25 protein-coding genes and 1 pseudogene are annotated in these 21,514 nt (G+C 54.3%); 12 read left to right on the forward strand and 14 right to left on the reverse strand.

The features are described from left to right. Complete coding sequence (locus tag AB8818_RS15665; protein WP_163329996.1) at positions 1 to 387, forward strand: SMI1/KNR4 family protein; 387 nt, start codon at positions 1 to 3, stop codon at positions 385 to 387. Between the two features lie 3 nt (positions 388 to 390). On the opposite strand, the gene AB8818_RS15670 is transcribed toward AB8818_RS15665, so the two are convergent. After that, positions 391 to 930: an RNA 2'-phosphotransferase gene (locus AB8818_RS15670; RefSeq protein ID WP_192984153.1), complete on the reverse strand. Its 540-nt coding sequence runs from the start codon at positions 928 to 930 to the stop codon at positions 391 to 393. A gap of 145 nt (positions 931 to 1,075) precedes the next feature. Here AB8818_RS15670 and AB8818_RS15675 point away from each other — a divergent pair. The 5 genes and pseudogenes from AB8818_RS15675 to AB8818_RS15695 form a co-directional block, all read left to right on the forward strand. After that, positions 1,076 to 1,365: pseudogene (locus tag AB8818_RS15675) on the forward strand (transposase); the annotation flags it as partial. A 285-nt stretch (positions 1,366 to 1,650) separates the two neighbouring features. Continuing rightward, positions 1,651 to 2,169 carry a sigma-70 family RNA polymerase sigma factor gene (locus tag AB8818_RS15680; protein ID WP_116342922.1) on the forward strand — a complete coding sequence of 173 codons (519 nt, stop codon included), beginning with the start codon at positions 1,651 to 1,653 and terminating at the stop codon, positions 2,167 to 2,169. Continuing rightward, a complete protein-coding gene (locus AB8818_RS15685; RefSeq protein WP_192984151.1) occupies positions 2,166 to 2,918 on the forward strand; it encodes an anti-sigma factor in 753 nt (250 codons plus the stop codon). The genes AB8818_RS15680 and AB8818_RS15685 overlap by 4 nt, the downstream gene beginning before the upstream one ends. Before the next feature lie 157 nt (positions 2,919 to 3,075). Continuing rightward, positions 3,076 to 4,053 carry a YncE family protein gene (locus tag AB8818_RS15690; protein WP_226857649.1) on the forward strand — a complete coding sequence of 326 codons (978 nt, stop codon included), beginning with the start codon at positions 3,076 to 3,078 and terminating at the stop codon, positions 4,051 to 4,053. Positions 4,054 to 4,082: 29 nt separating this feature from the next. After that, entirely contained in the window at positions 4,083 to 4,505 is a 423-nt protein-coding gene (locus AB8818_RS15695; protein ID WP_192984148.1) for a nuclear transport factor 2 family protein, read from the forward strand. Positions 4,506 to 4,569: 64 nt separating this feature from the next. Here AB8818_RS15695 and AB8818_RS15700 read toward each other — a convergent pair whose 3' ends face one another. The 5 genes from AB8818_RS15700 to AB8818_RS15720 all read right to left on the reverse strand — a co-directional run bounded on the left by AB8818_RS15700 (position 4,570) and on the right by AB8818_RS15720 (position 8,936). Next, entirely contained in the window at positions 4,570 to 5,301 is a 732-nt protein-coding gene (locus tag AB8818_RS15700) for a carbonic anhydrase (protein WP_163329999.1), read from the reverse strand. 102 nt (positions 5,302 to 5,403) lie between these two features. Further along, complete coding sequence (locus AB8818_RS15705) at positions 5,404 to 6,492, reverse strand: AAA family ATPase (protein WP_192984146.1); 1,089 nt, start codon at positions 6,490 to 6,492, stop codon at positions 5,404 to 5,406. Positions 6,493 to 6,638: 146 nt separating this feature from the next. Next, positions 6,639 to 7,598, reverse strand: coding sequence for a DUF523 and DUF1722 domain-containing protein (locus tag AB8818_RS15710; protein ID WP_163330001.1), 960 nt, complete (start codon positions 7,596 to 7,598; stop codon positions 6,639 to 6,641). 102 nt (positions 7,599 to 7,700) lie between these two features. Continuing rightward, entirely contained in the window at positions 7,701 to 8,111 is a 411-nt protein-coding gene (uraH, locus tag AB8818_RS15715) for a hydroxyisourate hydrolase (RefSeq protein ID WP_069733374.1), read from the reverse strand. Between the two features lie 99 nt (positions 8,112 to 8,210). Beyond that, positions 8,211 to 8,936, reverse strand: a complete 726-nt coding sequence (locus AB8818_RS15720) for a MerR family transcriptional regulator (RefSeq protein ID WP_032661978.1) — start codon at positions 8,934 to 8,936, stop codon at positions 8,211 to 8,213. Between the two features lie 117 nt (positions 8,937 to 9,053). On the opposite strand from AB8818_RS15720, the gene AB8818_RS15725 reads away from it, so the two are divergent. Further along, positions 9,054 to 9,578: a lipocalin family protein gene (locus AB8818_RS15725; protein WP_008500115.1), complete on the forward strand. Its 525-nt coding sequence runs from the start codon at positions 9,054 to 9,056 to the stop codon at positions 9,576 to 9,578. Positions 9,579 to 9,581: 3 nt separating this feature from the next. On the opposite strand, the gene AB8818_RS15730 is transcribed toward AB8818_RS15725, so the two are convergent. Genes AB8818_RS15730 through AB8818_RS15755 form a run of 6 tightly spaced genes read right to left on the reverse strand, consistent with a single transcriptional unit; the run spans position 9,582 to position 15,618 of the window. Continuing rightward, the gene (locus AB8818_RS15730) at positions 9,582 to 10,592 is read right to left on the reverse strand and encodes a fimbrial protein (protein WP_192984177.1); all 1,011 of its coding nucleotides are present in this window, start codon (positions 10,590 to 10,592) and stop codon (positions 9,582 to 9,584) included. Continuing rightward, a complete protein-coding gene (locus AB8818_RS15735; RefSeq protein ID WP_163330002.1) occupies positions 10,592 to 11,107 on the reverse strand; it encodes a fimbrial protein in 516 nt (171 codons plus the stop codon). The genes AB8818_RS15730 and AB8818_RS15735 overlap by 1 nt, the downstream gene beginning before the upstream one ends. Next, positions 11,098 to 13,623 carry a fimbria/pilus outer membrane usher protein gene (locus AB8818_RS15740; RefSeq protein ID WP_163330003.1) on the reverse strand — a complete coding sequence of 842 codons (2,526 nt, stop codon included), beginning with the start codon at positions 13,621 to 13,623 and terminating at the stop codon, positions 11,098 to 11,100. Before AB8818_RS15740 ends, AB8818_RS15735 begins: the two co-directional genes overlap by 10 nt. A 23-nt stretch (positions 13,624 to 13,646) precedes the next feature. Continuing rightward, positions 13,647 to 14,324, reverse strand: coding sequence for a molecular chaperone (locus AB8818_RS15745; RefSeq protein ID WP_166709630.1), 678 nt, complete (start codon positions 14,322 to 14,324; stop codon positions 13,647 to 13,649). 53 nt (positions 14,325 to 14,377) lie between these two features. Further along, positions 14,378 to 14,962, reverse strand: a complete 585-nt coding sequence (locus AB8818_RS15750) for a fimbrial protein (protein WP_192984142.1) — start codon at positions 14,960 to 14,962, stop codon at positions 14,378 to 14,380. A 53-nt stretch (positions 14,963 to 15,015) separates the two neighbouring features. Further along, positions 15,016 to 15,618, reverse strand: a complete 603-nt coding sequence (locus AB8818_RS15755) for a LuxR C-terminal-related transcriptional regulator (protein WP_163330006.1) — start codon at positions 15,616 to 15,618, stop codon at positions 15,016 to 15,018. 706 nt (positions 15,619 to 16,324) lie between these two features. On the opposite strand from AB8818_RS15755, the gene AB8818_RS15760 reads away from it, so the two are divergent. The 5 genes from AB8818_RS15760 (at position 16,325) to AB8818_RS15780 (ending at position 20,328) form a co-directional block, all read left to right on the forward strand. Beyond that, positions 16,325 to 17,086: a winged helix-turn-helix domain-containing protein gene (locus AB8818_RS15760; protein ID WP_163330007.1), complete on the forward strand. Its 762-nt coding sequence runs from the start codon at positions 16,325 to 16,327 to the stop codon at positions 17,084 to 17,086. A 1-nt stretch (position 17,087) separates the two neighbouring features. Then, positions 17,088 to 17,567, forward strand: coding sequence for a hypothetical protein (locus AB8818_RS15765; protein WP_163330008.1), 480 nt, complete (start codon positions 17,088 to 17,090; stop codon positions 17,565 to 17,567). 192 nt (positions 17,568 to 17,759) lie between these two features. Beyond that, on the forward strand, positions 17,760 to 18,698 hold the full coding sequence (locus tag AB8818_RS15770; protein WP_192984139.1) for a GlxA family transcriptional regulator: 939 nt from the start codon (positions 17,760 to 17,762) through the stop codon (positions 18,696 to 18,698). Between the two features lie 85 nt (positions 18,699 to 18,783). Further along, entirely contained in the window at positions 18,784 to 19,782 is a 999-nt protein-coding gene (locus AB8818_RS15775; protein WP_163330010.1) for a class I SAM-dependent methyltransferase, read from the forward strand. Positions 19,783 to 19,884: 102 nt separating this feature from the next. Then, entirely contained in the window at positions 19,885 to 20,328 is a 444-nt protein-coding gene (locus tag AB8818_RS15780; protein ID WP_166709639.1) for an acetyltransferase, read from the forward strand. A gap of 32 nt (positions 20,329 to 20,360) precedes the next feature. On the opposite strand, the gene AB8818_RS15785 is transcribed toward AB8818_RS15780, so the two are convergent. Then, positions 20,361 to 20,774, reverse strand: a complete 414-nt coding sequence (locus tag AB8818_RS15785; protein WP_226857647.1) for a hypothetical protein — start codon at positions 20,772 to 20,774, stop codon at positions 20,361 to 20,363. Between the two features lie 180 nt (positions 20,775 to 20,954). Continuing rightward, a complete protein-coding gene (locus AB8818_RS15790) occupies positions 20,955 to 21,434 on the reverse strand; it encodes a type VI secretion system tube protein Hcp (protein ID WP_192984136.1) in 480 nt (159 codons plus the stop codon). Positions 21,435 to 21,514: the final 80 nt, after the last annotated feature.

The following is a 21,514-nucleotide window of genomic DNA, read 5'->3' on the forward strand; positions in this document are numbered from 1 at the left end:
ATGAAACGTTTTTTATATCCAGAAACTGCTCTTGCGAATGGATTTCAGTATCCACAAAGCTTTCTGAATCTTATAAATAAGGACTATCTCATTGATTTGGAACCTTGGTGGTTCCTGTGCGAGTTCGAGGGATTTTCTCAGAAGTGGTTTGATGAAATAAAAAAACAATATCCAGACCGAAATTTGATACCTTTTGCAAAAAAGAGTGATTCTGACGATGTTGCATGTTTTGATGGTAATTCCACTTCAGGTGATCCCAAAGTTTACTATATTCATGCCTTTGCCTCACCAGGATGGGAAGACCATGGTTCAGTAGCTAGCTTTAACGCTTGGTTTGAGGATGCAAAAAAAGAATCTGCTCTGTATAAATCAGAGCAGGAAACCTGAAAATTACTCGATGAATTTAGCAGGCACTAAATCCACTAACCACACACTGTTTTCGGAAAGATAAAATTTATAGCCCTGTTCGTACATTTTCAGGGCTTTTATCTTTAACACAATAGGCTTACCATGACGTGAGCCAACTTTTACAGCCGAGCTTTCATTTTCTGATAAATGGACGTAATGACGAGAGCCGGGGACCAAGCCTTTTTGTTGAATAGACTCCAGAAATTTAATGGCTGTACCATGATACAAATATTCAGGAGGTATTTTTTGAGAAAAAGTCATATTGACTGATTTAGTCGAGTGGCCTTGTAATGCCCTGATTTTTAAACCGTCAGGTGAAATTGAAAATCTTTTTTTGTCACTAGTATCAACAACATCAATAAGTTCAGGCTTTTCAATAAACCTTCCATTTTGTGCGGCAAGCTGAAGAAAATCATCAATGACTGCCCACCCTTCAGAATCAAGGTACAGGCCAATTGATTCAGGAGAATGACGTAAAATAAAGCTTAAGTACTGGCTGGTTTCTTTGTTTTTGTCTTTCATAATAGCTCTAATAATGGATAGCTGTCCTGTTGCCCACTATACCATTTTCTTCATTTAGTTCTAAATAGACCTTATGACCTGCTCCCCGTTGATTAATACACCTCGATGTTAGTAATGTCTTCATAAGCCACATGAGGACATCCCCATGAAGAAGCGTTTTTCCGACGAACAGATCATCAGTATTCTTCGCGAAACGGAAGCCGGAGTTTCTGCCCGTGAGCTCTGCCGTAAGCACGCCATTTCCGACGCCACTTTCTACACCTGGCGCAAGAAGTTTGGTGGCATGGAAGTTCCTGAGGTGAAGCGGCTTAAATCTCTTGAAGAGGAAAACGCCCGCCTCAGGAAGCTACTTGCCGAAGCCATGCTGGATAAGGAGGCACTTCAGGTGGCTCTGGGGCGAAAGTACTGACGACAGGCCAGAAGCGGGAAGGCCTTCACGTCAATCACAAGTGGGTAGACGTTGTCTCAGAAGATGACCTGTAGATAAACAATTCCAAACTCTACTATTCCGGGATTGATGGCATGCTTGCGCCGGGGAAGATCTGGTCGCGAATACGCAGCAGCAGCCGCTCGTCGCCAATCTCGACGTTAATCTGAAACGCGGCCACCAGGTTGGCACCGCCCCCCTCCGCTTAAAAATAATTCTGCCGTGATGGAATAAAATCCTACAAGCGGCATCTTATTGCGAATGATAACGAGCCCACGACGAGTGCAGACCTTATGCCCCCTAATGACGCTGAAAATAACCAGCTGCGAGAGCTGATCCCTGGACTGCGCCGTTTCGCCCTCTGGCTGATTCGGGATGTCCATGTAGCCGACGATCTGGTTCAGACAACGCTTGAGCGTGCCCTGGATAAATGGACAACACGACGCCCCGATGCCTCGTTAAAAAGCTGGTTATTCACCATTCTTTATCGCGAGTTCCTGATCGAGAAACGCCGCACAAAGCGCTACTGGGGATTGCTCAGCAGAATGAAAAGCGATGACAATCCTGCCTGGCCGTCAGCAGAGCAAGAGATTGCAACGCAAAGTATGCTGGAAGCCTTTGGTCGTTTGACGGAAGAACAACGGAGTTTGTTGATACTCATTGCCATTGAAGGACTGAGTTATCAGGACGTTGCCCATGTGATGGATATTCCCATCGGCACCGTGATGTCCCGACTGTCCCGGGCCCGCCAGGCACTACACCGTCTGGGTGAGGGTGACGTCCCACAGCCGATATTGAGACTGATGAAATGAAAATACCGCCTAACGAGCATGATTTGCATGCGTACGTCGACGACCAGTTGGATGCGAGCGAACGCGTTGTCATTGAACGTTACCTGGCGCAGCACCCGCACATTGCCCGTCAGGTTCAGGGCTGGCGGGAGGATGCACAACGCCTGCGTGCCACGCTGGCAGGGCTGCCTCTGCCCGACGTAACCACCACGCTGGATCCTGCCGCGATACGCGCCCGACAGGTGCGTCGCACCCACAGCCGTATGCGGCTGGCCGCCTCTTTTGTTTTGTGTATTGCGCTGGGTTTGCTGGGGGGCTGGCAGGCTCACAGCTGGCAAAGCCCCGCCAGCGCGCCGATGGGTGATGCGCTCAGCGCCTACAAGCTGATGGTCATAGATAAGAGCATGGACGCCGATTTTACTCCGGATGGACCGAAAGCGCTGACAGCGTGGCTCACCCAGCACGTTGGTACGAGCGCACAAATGCCGGATCTGCATCAGGCTGGCTTCACGCCGGTGAGCGGTCGCCTGTTTGCTACGGAACAGGGGGCCGCCGCGATGGTGCTCTATCGGGATCATGCCGGGCATACCCTTAGCTTTTATATTCGTCCACCGGACCCTCGCCAGCCGCTGCTTTCTACCGGGCAGCGCAGCGCAGAAGGTCTGGTTGCCCTTTATGGTTCCTCGCAGGGATTGAACTACGCCGTCGTCGGCCCGGCTGGCATGGTCAATAATCCGGCCATTTCCCGCGAGCTGAGCAAACGGATCTGACGACGTCATTGTCCGTTGCGGAAAAAATAGTTTTTTTGCAACGGTCGGGAATAAACGGCGCGCTGAAGCATCTCTTACACAGGTCTGCATGATGCAGACCTGGATGAATAAGGATTGAGAGATAAGAAAAGCAACGCTAGCCACTCACGGTTTTTTCATGGCGTCTTTATTGTTTGCAGGTACTGCCTTCCCGGTTTCCGCAAGCACGACGCCGCTGACAAAAGCGGTCAAACAAAATTTTGATGGCGAAATCCAGAACAATACGCTGGCAGTGAGCCCGAATGAAAAACAGGCCGTTGTTGCACGCAGCGGACAACCTGAAGTCATTGTTTACGACTTGACGACCGGTACCGTCAGCGCGGTGCTGAAGCACTTCAACACTCCGCGAAATATCGTATTTGCACCGGACGGTAAGAGTTTCTATGTCTCGGATAGCAGTCTGGGCCTTATCGAGCGCGTGGATGCTTCGACCTTCGAAACGCGTGAATACTATGCCGCAGGCCCTGGCGCGTTTGGCACGGTGTTAAGCAAAGATGGCAAGACGCTCTATATCAATAATCAGGCCAGCAACGCAGTCATCAGTATGAATACTGAGACGAAAATTGCGAATGCCGTGATCACCGGGTTTTCGCAACCCCGACAGGGTGTGCGACTCAGCCCGGATGGCCGGGTGCTGTATGTTACCAACTTCGTTAGCGACAAAATCACCCTCGTAGATACCGCCACCAACAAAATCATCGGTGAAATTGGCGGGTTTAATAAGATCCGCGCCATTTCCGTGACCGCAGACGGGAAAACGCTGTTTGCCGCCAATAGTGGGAATGACACCATTTCGGTCGTCGACACCACCGCGCAAAAGGTGACTGACACCATTCCTGTCGGGAAGCAACCGTATGGTGCGGCGCTGTCGCCAGACGGTAAATTCGTTTACAGCGGCAACCTGGGTGATAACAGCGTCTCCATTATCGACGTGCAGACACGCAAAGCGATCGCCACCGTGAAGGGCTTTAACGAACCGCGACAGGCCATCGTCTTTACCGCAGATAACCGATATGCCTGGGTACTGAACAAAGATTTGAGCATCTCCAGAATCGATCGTGAAACGCAACGTATCGTGTCCACGATCAAACGCTGAAGACCTGAAACTTACGCAAAGAGAATGACATGAAAAAAACAACACACAACGTTTTACTAGCTGCACTGCTGGCTCTGGTTTCTGGGCAAAGCGTTGCTGCCGTAAAGGATGACGCGCTGGCGCATTTTAACGCTATCGCCGACGGGAAAACCGCAGATCTCAAGCAACAGTACGCGCAAGACGCGCGTCTGGATTGGATAGGAGGGCCGCTGGACGGCACTTATACCTCATCTGACGCGATTGGCGGAGTATGGAGCAAATTCATCACGACCCAGGGAAAACTGAGCCACAAAGTCGATAATCTGAATGAGGTCACAAACCCGAAAGGGAGTACCGTCACCGCACGTGTTCAGTTTGCCGGAAAAACGACAATCAATGTCTTTTATGTCCTGACCTACCGCGAAGGCAAAATCGTCAATGAAACGTGGCAGATTGATCCTGCAAAAGGTTAAAAAACGGCTGCCCCCCAGTTATATCCCGCCAGTACGGCGGGATTTTTTTATGCATCACAGCGAGTTACTGAACAATAACCCGTCCATTTAGCGGCTGGAGTGGGCGGTTATTGCTGTGCTCAAGTGCTTGCTTAAATGTTTCCAGCTGTTTTTCAGATAGGTTTACCGTATTTTTCATCACCAGCCAGCGCAACCCTTCAGTACAGGGTGGGGTCGTCAGTGAGCCGCTGAAGCGATAATAGTGGAGATCGGCCGGAAACAGCGGGCGGAGGTCGAAGCGTTTATCAATCGAGACTTCGTGGTTCTTCTCTTTCGGAAGACGCGCCAGCAGCGGGGACAGAGCGGTGTTTTCAGGGCCAACCTCGAACATAACGGCAAGCACCGCGATGTCGCCGTCTTCGCTGGCATGGACAAAGTGCGCCTCAAGCGGGAAGGATTTACCGTTAATCCGGTTCTCGCTCGGGGTATGGAAATGATACTGGCGCAAGATAAACGTGGTGTCATCCAGACGGAATTCATCTTCATCTCCAGCAGTGACCTGAAGAGTGTGACCGTTGTTGACAAGCTTTTCTGCTGCGGTATGAAAATCCAGAATCAGCGGCGGCAGTGTGGCATCAAAGGGATGGCGGATATCGATAGGGGATTGGTATTTCCCGGTCTTGCAGGTGGAAAATGTATCACTGAGTTCTCCCCAGTTGTCCGGTCCACCTTTTCCTTCATACGCCCAGTGCGGGGTCGATTCCGCGAAGGCGGAAACAGACAAAACGAACAGGGATGCAGTAAGGACTCGTTTCATGATGTGTCTCTATAGTTAAAGCGGATAAAGATAGAGATGACATCGTATTAAGTCCTACAAGACCCGTCCTGAAACGTGTTTTAAAGTAGAAAATGAAAGACGCTACCCCAGCCTCTCCACCCTCGTCTCCCCCTCAACCATCGACAGTTGATACAGCGAAAACGATCTCTGCTTCTCTATCAACGTCGCCAGCTCCGGCGAGTGGCTGGTGAGCCAGATCTGCGAGTAGCGGCTGGCCTCGGCGATTAAGCTCGCCAGCGCGGGCAGCATCTGTGGGTGCAGGCTGTTTTCCGGTTCGTTCAACGCGATAAATGCCGGTGGACGCGGGCTTAACAGCGCCACCGCCAGGCACAGAAAGCGCAGGGTGCCGTCGGAGAACTCCGCCGGTTCCAGCGGCCTGCTCAGCCCTTCGCGCTGCATCATCATGCGAAAACGTCCACCGCTGTTGTCGCTGTAAAACACGCAGCCGGGGAAGGCCTGGTCGAGGATGCGCATCAGCAGCAGCTCGTCGCCAATCTCCACAATGGTCTGAAACGCCGCCGCCAGGTTGGCGCCGTCGCTGGCCAGCACCGGCGAGCGAAAGCCGACCTGCGGGGCGCGCATCGCCGAGCCGATTGATACAGAAAACTCATGATAAAAGCGCCAGTTACGCAGGGACTCGCGCATCTGCGACACTTCCGGGTAAAGGTGCGGTTCGCCGAGCTGCCCGAATACCGATTCGTTCTCGTACAGCGTGCCGCTGTGGGTCACTTTTTCATGATGCACGTTGTTCAGAAGCACGGCCTGATTCCTGCGCTTCATCAGCTGGGACGAGGGGCGTCGGTGCTGGCCGCTCAGCCAGAGAGATTCTTCCTTGATCACCGGGTCGAGCTGGAACTGCGACGGGTAAGGCAGCTTCTCCACAAACCCGACCTGCAACTCGTATTCATAGGTCTCTGTTTCCACCGAGAGGTTCATCCGCCGCAGCTGGTCGCTGCGGGTTTTACCTGCCCAGAACACCTTCAGAATGCCGCCCTCGTTCGCCAGCGCCTGGGAAAACTGCCCCTGGGCGGCGCTGTGCATCAGGTGTATCGCCTTGTAAATATTCGATTTCCCGGTGCCGTTTGGCCCAAAGACGATATTGAGCTGCTCCAGCTCCAGCGACATCTCGCGGATGGAGCGGTAGTTTTGAATGTGCAGGGTGTTGATCACAGGCAGGCCCCTTTTTGCAGAATAAGCCTGTATATAATCACAGGCTTTGAGGTGAAATGCAAAAAAGAGACGACAGTGAGGATGTCGTCTAAACGGGGTACTGCTTTGGGCCTCTAAGGGTCAATGGGGCCTTCGCATTTTTATGATCACTTGACTGCCAGACGCAGACCCAAATCATCAGGATAGGGATCAAAATAGTTTTGCGTCATCAGATACCGGTCGGGGTATTCGGCCAGGTAGTGCTTCAGCAGCGTGATCGGCGCGAGGATAGGCAACTGTCCGTTGCGATAGTGCAGGATCACGTCGCGCAGCTCGCCGCGCTGGCGGCTGTTCAGCTGGTTACGGAAATACCCCTGAATATGCATCAGCACGTTGGTGTGATTCTTCCGCGAGGCGGGTTTTTTCAGGATGGTCATCAGCTTTTCCCGGTACGCCACGAAGAAGGCGTCCAGGTCTTCCCACTCGTGCAGCGAGGCAACGAACGGGCCGATTTCGCGGTAACCCGCCTGGTGGTGCGCCAGCAGCTGGAGCTTATAGCGGCTGTGGAAGTCCAGCAGCGCGCGGCGCGTAAGGCCATTTTTACGCAGCGTGTTCAGTTCGTGCAGCGCAAAAACGCGCTCGACGAAGTTTTCCCGCAGCACCGGGTCGTGCAGGCGTCCGTCCTCTTCCACGGGCAGCCACGGCCAGGTTTCAAGAAGGGCGGCGGTGAACAGCCCGACGCCCTCCTTGCGGCCCCGGTTGCCGTTTTCATCATACAGCCGCACGCGTTCCAGGCCGCAGCTTGGGGATTTTGCACAGACGATAAATCCCGACAGATCGCCGATTTTTGGCAGGTAATCCGCCGTGAAGTCGGCCATTTTCTGCGTGAGGTCATCATGAGGCGGCTTGCTGAAACGGAGCTGCGTTTCGCCGCTGTCCGTCAGCGTCAGGCGTATGGCCGGGCGAGGCGTAGGCAGGCCGATGGCCATTTCCGGGCAGACGGGCCTGAAATTCACCCACTGGGCCAGCTCATCCATGACGAAGCCCATGCGTTTGTGTCCGCCGTCAAAGCGAACAGCGGACCCGGTCAAACATCCGCTAATACCGAGCACAGGTTTCGTTGTCATGGTGAAGTCCTCCCGTTCATATAACTAAAACTTACACAACATGACTAATTTGTCCAAGTATTCGCGGAACTATTTTTTATAATCCTTTAAAATCAATGCGTCTTAGCTGCCCTTGTAGGTCGAATAACCGTACTGGCTCAGCAGAAGCGGAATGTGCAGTTTCTCGTTGGTGCGGGTCACGGTAAACAGCACCGGGATCTCCGGGAAGAAGGTGTCCAGCTTTTTGCCATGGAAGTACTCTGCGGTTTTGAAGGTCACTTTATACACGCCAGGCTGCATGTCCTGATCCTGCGGATAGAGCGATTTGATACGACCGTCATGGTCGGTTTTACCGCTGGCAATCGGGGTCCATTTGTCCTGCTGCTGCTTCTCCAGCGTAACGGTCACGTCTGACGGCGGCATCCCGGTTTGCTGGTCGAGAATGTGGACGCTTAGCGTGCCGGCAGGGGCGCTAAAGGCGGCGGGGGCAAAGGCCATCGAGGCCAGGATCAGCAGAGGGGCAGTTTTTTTCATGGTGTTTTCCTGTGGAGTTAGTCGTCACAGGAAAACGTTAGCATCTGCGGCGCGGGAAAATATTCAACTTTTCGTGAAGATTCCCGCAGGAGAAAATTATCAGAGGATAATCACTTCAAGCGATACCTGCTGCTGCCACTGCTCCACCTGCTTTTTCCGCCCGGCGGTGAGTTTGCCGCTAGTGACCAGAAGCCATTTACGCTCCGGGAAAATTTCCGGTGCCAGCGCGTCAGGCGGAACCGGCAGGATGTCGATGCGGTGGCCCTGCCCGGTGCGCGTCAGGGCTTCGAGCCAGATCTCGCACGGGTCATTCAGGTGCCAGCCGCTGAGCAGAATGTTATCGCCTGGCGCTTTTTTATCGCCTTCGAGGCAAAACGAGGTGTAGGCGATAATGATGCCGTCGAGGATCGCGCGCAGGGTCATGGCGGCGGCGACGTTGGCCGAAACCTGGCTGCGCAGAGGGCGCAGCACGTTCGCGACCAGCTCCGGCCTTGGGTATTCGCGTCCGGCGTCGTAAATCATCTGGCGCAGGGACTCGACTTTGCCGTCCTGCAGGCGCTGCAGCATGTTCTGCTGCAGGGTTTGCCAGTTGTTGGTCCGACCCGGCATCGGGCGTTCCAGCAGCGGTTTGACCTGGCCGATCGGGACGCCTTTTTTTACCCAGTCGAGGATTTTGAGCGCCTGCTGGACGTCCTCATCGCTGTACTGGCGGTGGCCGCCTTCCGTGCGCTGTGGCTTGAGTAAACCATAGCGACGCTGCCACGCCCGCAGGGTGGTGGCGGTGATGCCGCTGAGTCGGGCGAATTCGCCGATGGAGTAAGCCATGTCCGTGTCCAGAGTGGAGGAATACTCTCAATATACTACGAATTTTCCCGAACGGGATGAAGCGCCGAAACGGTGCACTACACTTAACATCCAACCGCGCAAATGAAAGGAATTCTCATGAAGCTATGGCCTGTTGTGACCGGTGTTGCCATTGCGCTGACGCTGGTCGCCTGTAAATCCCCCACGCCGCCGAAGGGCGTGCAGCCTATTACCAACTTTGAAGCCAGCCGCTATCTCGGAAAATGGTACGAGGTCGCCCGTCTGGAAAACCGCTTTGAACGCGGGCTGGAGCAGGTAACCGCCACCTACGGCAAACGCAGCGACGGCGGCATCAGCGTGCTTAACCGGGGCTACGATCCGGTGAAGAACAAGTGGAACGAGAGCGAAGGGAAAGCGTACTTTACCGGCGAACCGACCACCGCCGCGCTGAAGGTATCGTTCTTCGGCCCGTTCTACGGCGGCTATAACGTGATCAGGCTGGACGATAAGTACCAGTACGCGCTGGTGAGCGGCCCGAACCGCGATTACCTGTGGATCCTGTCGCGCACGCCGACCATCCCGGATGCGGTGAAGCAGGATTACCTGAACACCGCGCGCAGTCTGGGCTTCCGGGTTGATCAACTGGTGTGGGTGAAGCAGTAGCCCTTACTGGTAGGAAAACGTAATGCTGGCCAGCGCGTTGGCCGAGCCGGGGACCAGTTCGCCGGTTCGGATGTACTGCGCCTGGAACGGCAACGTGAGCGTTTGTGCCGTCGTGGTGCTCTGGATAAAGAACTGGCCGGTCGTGGCCGCAGCCGAGCTGTCCGGTCCCATCATCAGCGGCCCGCTACCGTTGTAGAAAAACTGCACCCCAACGCCGGACGCCGTGGAGTCTCCGGTCAGCGTCACCACCGACGAGGTGTTCGACGGTGTGGTCTGATCGGTCATCACAGCGTGAACCGCCACGTTCGCGTCGCAGGTCAGGCCGACGGTAAACGTCCCCGATGGTGACGTACTTCCCACCGTGGGCAGAGTGCGAATATCAATGGTGCCCAGCGCCACGCTGGCGTTTTTGCTGCCGACCGTACACCCGCTGGCGGTCACCGTGATGGTGGTCGGGCTGATAATCACCTGCGCCGTTTTCGTCTCGTTGTTATAGGCGGTCAACACCGCGGCGTTGATGGTCGGGATTTGATATACGCCGGATTTCAGGGCGGCGCCGGTTTTAATAAAGGTGACCTTTGCTGACCATCCCAGATCCTGGGCAAACCCACTGGTGCCCTCTGCCGGGTAGCTTTGTGTGATACCGGTTTGCAGGGGGATATATTTTGTACTTTTAAAATCCTTCAGCCCGATGATATACCCCACGCCCGGTACGCCGGTCTCAAAAATGGTGTAGTTCGCGCCGTCGACGGTAACCGTCGCACCGCTTGAGATGGCGCTGCTGCTGGGCTGCAGCGTCCCTTTGGTGCAGGTAAAAATAACCCCGCACCAGAACACCTGCTGCACGCTGGCGGTAGCGCTCCAGGTGGAGCCAATAATGCTGCCCGGCACCACGGAATCCGCTGGCCCGGTGTAGGTCATTGGCTGAGGGGAGAGGGTAATATCCGATTTCCAGTCCAGCGCCTGTACGCTGGCGCAGAAAAGTAATCCGCTGAGAAGAAACGCTAAACGCATCATAGATACTCCGTTGTCCAGGTGGCGATGGCTGACACATCACCGGCGCTCACGGGTGTAGCAGTTGCAACCAACTGCGCGTAGAAGGTCATCTGTACGCTGTCATCTCCCGCCGTTCCGTACGCGGTGGTCTTTGTATTCAGGGGAATGAGTACGCTCTCTTTATCAAGGATCTGAACCGCCACGCCGGTAGCGCCACCGTCGGCAATTTTCAGCAGCTGCGGGTTGTCATCATCCGGCGTACCGCTGAAGCGGATTTTTACGCCAGCAAAGGTTGGCCCGCACGCTTCAAGCCTGAGCGTGAAGGGCGTTTTGATATTGCTGACGGCCCCGGCACGGCTAAACTGTTTAATACCAATGGTGCCCAGCGGCACGTTCTGCTCCCCGGAGTCCTGCGCCACCACGCAGGTATTGCCGATCAAATTGCCAGTAACGGAAACCAGCACGTCATACCCGCGAACGGGGAGAGCGAAAGCCAGCAGTGCGATGCAGCCGATCCGAAACGTTACTGACATACTACCTCCTGAGAATAAAGTCCGGTGCGGGCGCTATAGTGCTGCTTGTTTAAGGCATAGGTAATGGCGCAGCGCTGGCGGCTGCCGCGGCCCCATACGGCGTTCAGCGTGCCCTTCTCTGACAAACCGGAGAGATACAGGCTGCCGCCATCGCCGACGATGCCGCTGGTTTTGTCATCATCGAGCGAGACCAGCGTGCCGAAGGGGAGCACGTCGTTGCCGTGACGCACGATAAACATCGCTTTTGCTCCCTGATGGGTGGTGAAGGTGGCGCGAACCAGGGCACCGTCGGTAGGCGTTTTGTTGGCGATGGCGTTTTCCAGCTCCACGTCGTTGCAGGCGGTCGTCACGTCCAGCGCGACCTGGTTAACGCGGTACGGCGTGGCATACGGGATCACCGCGTAGCCACGGCTGTCCGTTTTGATGCCCTTATGGTTAAGCACGGCAACATTGCTGGCCCCCGGGGCTTTCACCAGAATGTTGGTATTTCCGAGCGGCTGGCTCAGCGTCAGGCCATCCTCATGCACTACCGCACCGCCGCTGATGCCGTAGCTGAGGTTGCGGGAGTCGCTGGCGTAGCTGTAGCCCAGGTTGTAGTCTACCCACGCGCCCTCGTATTGCAGGGTGGCATCGCCGCCGTAGTGCTGTCGGGAGCTGTAGCGCTGGTTGACGCTATAGAACAGATTCTCCTCACCCGGCAGGTAGCCGCTCACGCCCGTGCTGGTGGTTGTACCGGTGGAGTCCGCATGGGTCGTGGTAAAGCGCGCGCGGGTCGACAGCGTCGGATTGCCCAGCGGGACCGAAATCGACATCGACAGGATGTTATCTTTCTTGTCGTCATACAGGCTCGAGCTTCGCTGGACGCTGACGCCAAGCGACACATTACGAAACGTGGCGTTCCACGCAAACTGCAGACTTTGCGTCGTGTCTGACGTGTTCCAGTAGGTCTGCTGATCCCACGACAGTGACAGCGAACCGTATTGTCCCATCGGCTGCGACAGCAGCAGCTGGTTTTTTGCCTTGCGCGACATGCGCAGGTTGTACACGGTGTCGTATTGGGTTGTGACGGTGCCATCGTCTTCCACCGTCTGCTTTGGCGATCCGCCCGACATGCCTTTGTACGTGGTGTCGCTGAGGGTATAAAACCCTTTCGTGGAGTAGCGCAGGGAGAAGAAGTTAACCCGCGTGCCAATGTCGTTCAGCAGCTTGCTGTAGCGCAGGCGCACCGAATCACCGGTGTAGTGCTGATCGTCCGCCAACTGGCTGCGGGCGTGGGTCAGGTCGATGGAGTAGGCGCCAAAGCGGCCGAGATTTTGCCCAAACCCGAGGGCAAGGCCGTTATAGCGATTGGCAAACTGCGCCCCGCCGTAAAACGTCAGGCCGTATCGCCAGCCGTAGAACAGCTCGCCCTGCGCGAAAGAGGGGGCGTCCTGATTGCCCGTCGGACGGTATTTCCCGGCGCCCAGGGCATATTTCACCTGTCCGTTACGCACCAGGTTCGGCACGCTGGCAAAGGGAAGCGTGTATTGCGTTTTGCTGCCGTCGTTCTCCTGAATGGTGACCGCCAGATCGCCGCCCGAAGAGGTCGGGTAGAGATCTTTCAGCACGAACGCCCCCGGCGGAACGGAGGTTTGATAGATGATGTTGCCGTTCTGGCGAACCGTCACGGTGGCGTTGCTGCGCGCGATGCCGCGAACTTCAGGCGCGTAGCCGCTGAGGCTGGCGGGCAGCATGTTGTCATCGGTTTTCAGGGCGATGCCGCGCAGGCCCACGGAATCGAAGACCTGCGCCGAGGTGTATGTTTCTCCGGCATACACCTGCGCACGCAGGGCGTGAATATCGCGCTGCAGCCAGGTCTGCACGTGGGTGAGCTCATTGCTGTCTTTGGTCCACGTGGTGAAATCACGCAGCCGCCACGCGCCCAGGTTGATGCCGCTGTTGAGGCTCGCAAACAGCTGCTGTTCCCGCGTGCGCGTCTCGCCGCGATACTCATTGTTCGAGCCGTTGACCACGTAATTCAGCCACGCGGCAGGAATGCCCGCTTCCCAGCTTTCCGGGCTGACGTATCCGCGCGGCAAATTGCGCATCGCACTTTGCGGTACGGTGAAGCTCAGGGTGAGCGTCTTCTGGTCCAGATCAAACTGCGTATCCGCAAACGCCTTCGTTAAGAAGATGCAGCGCTGCGCCAGCGGCAGCGCTCCGCCCTTCGCCTGATGACTATCGATGCCCAGCGCGTCGAATTGCTCAGGCGTGAGGCAGGGCAGCGCTTCACCCGTACTGTCTTCAGCAAGGCGGAACGTGACGTTACCTGTGAACGCGTAGTTGGTATTGATATACACGTTGAGGTTGTAATCACCCGGTGGCAACGCGCTCCCGGCATTGACCCAGGCGAGATCGGCGCTGTTTGCGCTCTCGCCGTTGAGGAACGCGGGGTTAAAGCGCAGCTCGCTTTCAGCAGCCACGGCTTGCCGAATCACCAGGGAGATCACCGTGGCGCACAGGATTTTTCTTTTCACGTGGTCACGCCTTACTGTTTTTATTATTGGGATAACGACGCGCGCGTGGCGGGGGTCCATGCCCCGTAATCGTTAATGGTCTGATAGCTCATGCTGCCCGCATGGCTGAAGGTTTCGGCCAGCATCACGCTGCCTTTCGGGGGCACCATCACCGGCTGCACCGGGATACCGTCAATTTTCACGTTGATGGTGGTGAGGTAGTACGGCGTTGGGTTACTGAGCGTCACTTTTCCGGCACGGTAGGCACCGGCCAGTTTTTTCCATGCTTCTCCCGGGCTTTCACTGAGTCCTTCCGGGCGATAAAAGACCTTAATACGGTTAGCCGATGCAAACTGCAGCGTATTCCCGGATCCGCTTTTCGTCTGCTGGGGGATGGCTTTGACCGTCATCCAGTAGAGCGTCTCCCGATCCGCTGGCAGGGCTTTACCGTTAAACATGATTTTCACCGCGCTTTCGCTGGCCGGTTTCATGACGTAGAGCGGCGGCGTGATCACGAAGTCGTTAGTACGTTCGCCTTTCTCATTCTCCATCCATGACTGGATGAGGAACGTGGCGTCGGGATGGGTGTTTCTCACCTGCATCATGGCCTGGCTGGTGGCGCTGGAGTAGACCATTCGCGTTGCGCCCAGCCCCACGCCACCGGCATAGACGGCGGAGGAACATAAAGCGCCCGCCAGGCAAATCCATGTGTTTACGCGCATAGTGTTTCTCCTGAAAGCTAAGACAGGCCCGGCCCGCAGACCGGGGCTGAAGATTACGAGTAGGTCACGGTGTAGGTCGCGACGGCGCTGGCATCACCCGCAGTGGCGCCGCCCTTCGGCGAGTAATATTTCGCGCTGAAGTTCAGGGTGTTAGCACCCTTGCGCAGAGGGATGGCCGAAGCGGGTTCACCCAGCTTCACCACGTTGCCCTGCTCGTCATAAAGGCGAATAGCCACGTTTTGCGCAGAGTTGGCGCTGCCGTTTGCCCCGACGGACAGACTATTAACATCGGAACCGTCCGGCGTGCCGGTGAAGGTGACGGCCACGGTTGTGGCGGCAATCGGGTTCTCATCCGTAGAGGCTGAGGTGTCGGCGATTTCACAATCTTCCAGGGTGATGGCAAACGCTTTTGCCGTGCTGGCTTCACTGCCTGCAGCCGCCAGCGTTGCGGTACGCACTTCCCCCATGTCCACGTCAATGTTGGCGCTTCCTGCGCTGATGGCGCAGGCGGACGTCACCACTTTGCCGTTAAAGTTCACCGTGCCGCCACTGGTACCAGCAGCCAGCGCCGTTCCGGCTGGCAGTAGTGCCGCAATAGCGATCGCAAGCAGCGTTTTATTATTGAATTGAGCTTTCATTGTCCTGATTCCATTATGGTGTTATGTCGAGATTTGCTCTGAAAGCAGCAGGTCTAACTGGTTAAAAAGACCAGCAAATCTGTCTTGTTCCTGAGCCCGAGTTTTCTTATCGCTGAGCTTTTTAACGCGCTGACACGACGGTAAGAAAGCTGCTCTGTTTCGGCGATGTAACGCATATCCAGACCCTTTCGCAGTTCCTTCAATACCCTCCATTCGCCCGGCGTCAGCGATAACGCCGTGGGTTTTTTTAGTGGGCGATAACGGCTATCGACCAGTTTTAATACGCTGGCTCGCCAGTGATAAAGCGGGTCCTGCAGCGAGATATAGGCGTCTATTTCACCGCGAATCCACAGCCATGAATTTGCCGGTGCGGAATACATGCAAATAAGCACGCCGGGATAGAGGGCTTTCATCTTCCTGATATATTTCAGGCAGTCATATCCCGCGTGATATTTCTCCATGCCGGATAAAAAAATCACGTCTACCGGCACGGCCGCGAGTATCGTTTCGATCTCCGCGTAATTATCGAACGATGCTGTAATCTGCATAGCCGGGGCAATATTTTTTAATAACGCAGCGATCCCCTGGCGCGCAAAGTGATCCCCACCCAATAGCGCGATATTTAAATGACGTGTGTTGTTGAGTTTATTCGCCATGTCATTCCCTCGATTTATAATTGTAATGAGACTCGTCTGTCTGGCAGAGCGATGTCTGTATTTTCGAAGCAATTAAGCATTGCACGGTATGAGCCCACTATACTCAGGGCGTAAAAGAGGTAATCTGAATTAATCTTAATTTGTTTTAAGTTCAGTTTAGGTGTAGCGTCAATTCTCCTCGCTGAACCGGCTTTTTGCTTATCTGCCTGTAAACAATCATACCGGTAGTTTTTATTGAAAAGTTAGCTTTAATAAATGTTTTGTAAGGAAATGGTCTGGTGACGTCACGCGAGGCGGGTTGTTACTGACGGTGGCTAACAGTTTTGTGCCGAAATCGTTAATAAAAACGACGTCTTTCGAATTAGACTTAATTTCGAAACCCGCTGGCAGCGCGCGTCCTTTCTGCTTTTTGTTTAAAAAAACAAATTAAGCGCGCTGAATAATTCAGACAGCGATGGCTAAAGCGTTCAACGGGCGCCTTTGTCGAGTTTTGTCAGTGTCAAGACGGCTTTAAATGGCGGTTAAGAAAACTTCAGACGGTCAGATAAAGAGAAAGGAAAAATAAGATTTTTCGCCAGGCGCCAGGATATACAGTTGCGCGTTAATCCGTCACATTAATCTTTACACAGGCGAGGGATACGCAGGTTAACCGTGAAGGGAATCTACTGGAGCAACAAGCGTTGACCGGAGGTATTTAGCCCATTTTATGCATAAGCATTACATTATTAATGGCCTGGTAGAGTTTCACCCAGCCGCCAGCACATTACGCGATCTCAACAATCCTGACCGGGTGGTGGTATTAAATTCCCCGGCGGGCCGCTGTTTGTTGTTATTAATTGAGAGAGTCGGAAGTATTGTGACTCAACAGGAGTGCATGGATATTGTCTGGCAGCGCCGGGGGATGCTGGTTTCGCCTAATACCTATTACCAGAACATTTCTATTCTGCGTAAAGGTCTGAAGAAGGTGGGTTTCGAAACCGATCCAATTGTCACTATCCCGCGCATTGGACTGACGCTCGCAAGCGATACGCAAATCACCATTAAAGAGACGCAGCCGCAGGCTGAAGAGGAAGAATGCTCTGCTCCGGATGTCTGCGAAGAGACCGTCGTCCCGACGGTCTCGACACGCCGCTTCTGGCTGCCGTGCGCGCTGGTGCTATTGCTGATGCTGGCTGGCGTGAGCGTTATCAGCCATAACCTGCTGCATGACAGCTATTTCGTCGACGGGTACCGCTTCGCGATGAAGATGGGCGAATGCCAGCTCTATTTTTCTCGCGATATTGAAACGCAGCGTGACAGGGATAAAGCCCTGGCCTATGCCACCCCGTTTAAGGACCAGTGCGCGAACTATCCCTGGGTGTACGTCAGCGGATACATCCTGCTGCCTCGCGCGTCGATCATTCGCTGTGACAGGCCAATGACGGAACCCAACCGCTGTATGTCTGATTATTTTATAGAGGATCGATAGTATGGTTCGCTACCGTCAAACGCTTGTCGCGCTCTGCCTGTGCCTGTTGATGGGGGCTGTCGTGGCGGCGTATTACCTCTGGCATCGCCATTACATCCAGCCCTTTTCCTGTCAGGCGAATTTTATTCAGCATCACCGTGATGAGACGCTCTCTCTGTGGCTGAATTACACCGTGGAGGGTAACAGCGGAATACTCAGTATGAATGGGCATGTGAAAAGCGACCTAACGAAGACCCTGAATCGCAAAGTGTTCTTTCAGATTGAGCGCAAAGACAGCGTCTATAATCTGACGTCCATACGCAATATGAAATTTCCGGACGACAACATCAGCGACAGCTGGCTGGAGAAGTACGAGCCCTTATTTTTTATCTATCCGAATAAGAATATTTATATGCGCATTAAGAAACAGCAGAATGAGAATTATTTATTTATTCTGGGAACGCTGCCGACCTATGTGTGCCACACGTCAAAAAACGGATAGCGACAGGGATAAATCTTTTTAAGTTTTTGCGGGCATCATTTATGCTTGATTTAACAGCCAGAACCTATCTTAGGAAAATATAACAGCAACAATAATGTTGCGATAATGTAATTATTATTCTTCGGCAAGTTAATGAAAAATTTAATTGATGATAGCGTCAGAATGACGCCTGCACGGAATAAATCCCTGCATATGGGTCTACTCCTGTGGCCACATTTCTCGCTTTTCGCTTATTCAGGATTAATAGAGGCGTTACGTATTGCATCCAGCGTCCAGAAGCGTAGCCAGAAAATACGTTTTAAACTCAGCCTGATGAGCATTTATCCCGACTTACCGGTAGTAAGCAGCTCAGGGATCAGCGTGCGGCCCGAGGCCGCCCATGCGCCGCCCGGTGACTTCGACTACATTGCGGTAATTGGTGGAGGCCTGGAGCACCTTCACCTGGGGCACCGTGGCGACAGAGCGTTCCTCACGGATGCTCATCACAACAACGTTCCTCTGATCGGTATTGGTACCGGCAGCTTTATTCTGGCGGAGGAAGGCTTACTGAACGAGCGCCGCGCCTCGATTCATCCTCATCATCATGGCGTTTTCACGCAGCGGTTCCCGCAGGTTTATGCTGAGCAAGGCCTCGATTTTATTGACGAAGGTGATGTGTTGACCTGCCCGGGTGGGATCTCAACGCTCACCCTGGTAACGTCGCTGCTCCGCGCCCACGGGGGAGACGACATTGCGGCCATAACCTCCCGGCGTCTGTCTCTTCTTCCGCATGACGCCGCCACGCCGCGGCCTGCCAATATCGCCATGATCCCTGATTCACGGCTGCGCAGGGCGGTGATGATCATCGAACAGTATCTGACTCACCCGCTGAACGCCGCCAGGCTCGCTCAGGACGTCAAGCTGAGCGAACGTCAGCTCAACCGCCTGTTTCACGCCGAGTTTGGCAAAACGGCGCGGGAATTTATTCGCAGCGCCAGGCTGCGCTATGCCTGCTGGCTGCTGAAGAACTCTCAGCAAAGCGTCACGGATATTGCGCGGCGGATGCGGTTTAGCGACTGCGCCCACTTTATTCGTCATTTTCAGACCGAGTACGGCTGTACGCCGGGGGTATGGCGCACCTCGCAGAACTGATGCACCTATTTCGTGCTTTCTTCGTAGGGTATTACTGGCTCGCCTGGATAGACTTCCGTTAAAAGCCTAACGGAGGGACGACAACATGAACTGGCAGCCTTTTCGCGGCGATGCACCGGAAAATATGACCATTTTCAGCGCGTCCTTTCCCGACGTCAGCGACCAGTGGCCGATGAAAGACGATGCTGCCCGTGAGATCGCCTCCCTTGACCGCGCCCTGAAAGCCGAACCGGCGCTCCGGGCACCGAGGGTGGAATACGACGAAGGGGGGCAGGCCGTGCTGGTTCCTCAGAACCGCTATTCCGAACAGGCCTTCCGCAACCGTCCGGCGCTCGCCGCGTGGCGCACCCGGCTGGTGCCCTCTGCGCTGGCGCTGTTTGTGGTGCAAAACCCACTGGAGGACCGCCTGCCCGACGGCACAAAAATGGACAGCGACAGCCGCCAGTGGTTTATCCACGCCAACGATGCCATCGGCGTGCGTTCCCGCGCCCGGGTGCTGGCCGCGCTGGTGGATAAGTACATTCATAATGAAAGCGAGAACAACTGGGTCAGCCTCGCGAGCGGCGCCGCCATCCCGGTACTGGAGGCGCTGCGTGAAGCAAAGCTCGACGGCCAGCAGGTCTATCTCACGCTGGTAGACAAAGACCCGGTGGCGCTCAGCTGGGCCGAAACTATGGCGGCGCAGGAAGGCATTGTGGTGGGCGAACAGCTGACACTGCTCAGGCGCAACCTGCTCCATACGCTGGTGCGTAACGAGGACCTGCTGCTGGAGCTGGGCGAGCACCAGGCCGAACTGGTCGACGCGCTGGGGATCTTCGAATACTTCAACGATACCGATGCGGTGATTTTTCTCCAGCGCGCCCTGCGGCTGGTCAAACCCGGCGGCGCGGTGATTGTGTCGAACATGCTCACCAGCAGCCCGCAAATTGACTTTGTGCTGCGGGGTATCGGCTGGGAAGATATTTACCCGAGATCGTTACAGCAGCTGCAGGATATTCACCTCGCGGCGGGCGTGCCGGTGGAAAACGTCACCGTGGTTGTGCCGAAGGATGGGGTGTACGCGGTGATGGAGATTAAGGTTTAGCTCGATCTGTTCCCTCTCCCTGAGGGAGAGGGTTAGGGTGAGGGTGGAACAGACCGCAAAGCGTGGCTTGAAATAGCTCGGTTTTCCAATCATGATCCCCCAATGAAAATAGAAACCGCACTCCCCTCACACTTCGAACGTCTGGTCGCGATCTGGGAATCCTCCGTCCGTGCCACCCATCACTTTTTACAGGAAAGCGATATTGCGGCGCTGCGCCCGCTATTGCTCAACGCCTACCTGCCTAACCTCAAGGTTGTGATCGCTCGCGATGACGCAGGCGTTATTCACGGTTTTTTAGGCGTGGATGAAAACCGCATTGAAATGCTGTTTGTGGATGACGCGAGCCGGGGAAAGGGCGTCGGGAAATTGCTGCTGCAACACGCCATCGAAGAGTTTGGCGCGAACGAGGTGGACGTAAATGAGCAGAACCCGCAGGGCGTCGCGTTTTATCGCCATATGGGGTTTGAGCAGGTCGGACGCTCTGAAGTGGACGGGCAGGGGAATCCGTTTCCGTTGCTGCATATGCGGTTGGGCGGGCAGGTTTAACGCCCTCTCCCTCTGAAGAGGGAGTCTGCAAGCTAGTTACTGGTAATTTGCCCGATGATTACGCCACGCACTTTTTCGCTATCGAAGTAATAAGAGACCGTATTGCTCTGGATGAATCCATTCTGAACTGGTGTCTCCTGATAAAAAATCATCGCTTTCTTTTTGGCGATCTCTTTCTCGCCGAACGATGCGACTAAATTCCCATGCGTCGCATTTAATAATGGAACATTTGCGACGGAGACGCTGACAGGTTCCGTTGTTTTAGCACACTCTTTATGAATGCCATCCCTGGCTATGACTAGCGCAGTTAACAATCCTGCACCCATTTCGTTATCAGAAATGAACCAGTAATTCGTGCCATCGTCGTCATGAAGGCAGACCCAGCGAGCGGAACTGTCTTTGTTGACTGGTGTGCTGGTGATATCTGACAGGTGAGTAACCTCCATTTGCACGGTTTCTTACCGATGGTAATAGTGGGGTAGAGGGGCACTTCTGTGGGTTCTTCCGGCGTTGTTACGTCATCCTGATAAAACCTGGCTGCGAAGCCGGACATTTGGGCTACTGATGTATTTTGAACCAGGAATAGAAGAGCAGCCAAAATTAACAGTACTTTCATTTTAGATATCCTAATACGTAGCACGGTTATTCCATTCGTCAGTGTAGAGAATGTTCCCATCGCAATGCTTCCATGTAATCTTCTCGTACCGGAGTTGAATATCTTCGAGATGCGTGCTCGTCAAGCCGGTGGGATGCAACAGGGGTGATATAGAGGTGATCTTAACGTTCTCCATTATCATATTGAAATACTCACTCTCAACACCCTGATCAATAATTCTATACATTTTCAAAACTGCTTTTTGGAATGTTCTTCCTTCACACATAGCACGATACAAAACAGGCGTTGCAGCATCAAATTCCTTATGCAAGTTTAAGGGGGAATGAACTCTCGTGCCTGTCAAACGACCCGTATTCGAGCTCTCAGGGATCCATACCTGATGGATAACTGAACGGATTTCAAACGATCCTAATCTCGCTGGCAGTAAGGATGGACCCACTATAGGCGAACCATTTTCATCAAACAACCACAGATGAGCGGGAATCGACATAATTTACTCCTGTTAAATAGTAATTATCTTTTTTTACGTAAAAGGATATAGAGACCTACAATAACTACAATTGACCATAT

The sequence above is a fragment of the Enterobacter sp. KB-280D8 genome, assembly GCF_041399405.1.
GTDB lineage: Bacteria > Pseudomonadota > Gammaproteobacteria > Enterobacterales > Enterobacteriaceae > Enterobacter > Enterobacter cloacae_N.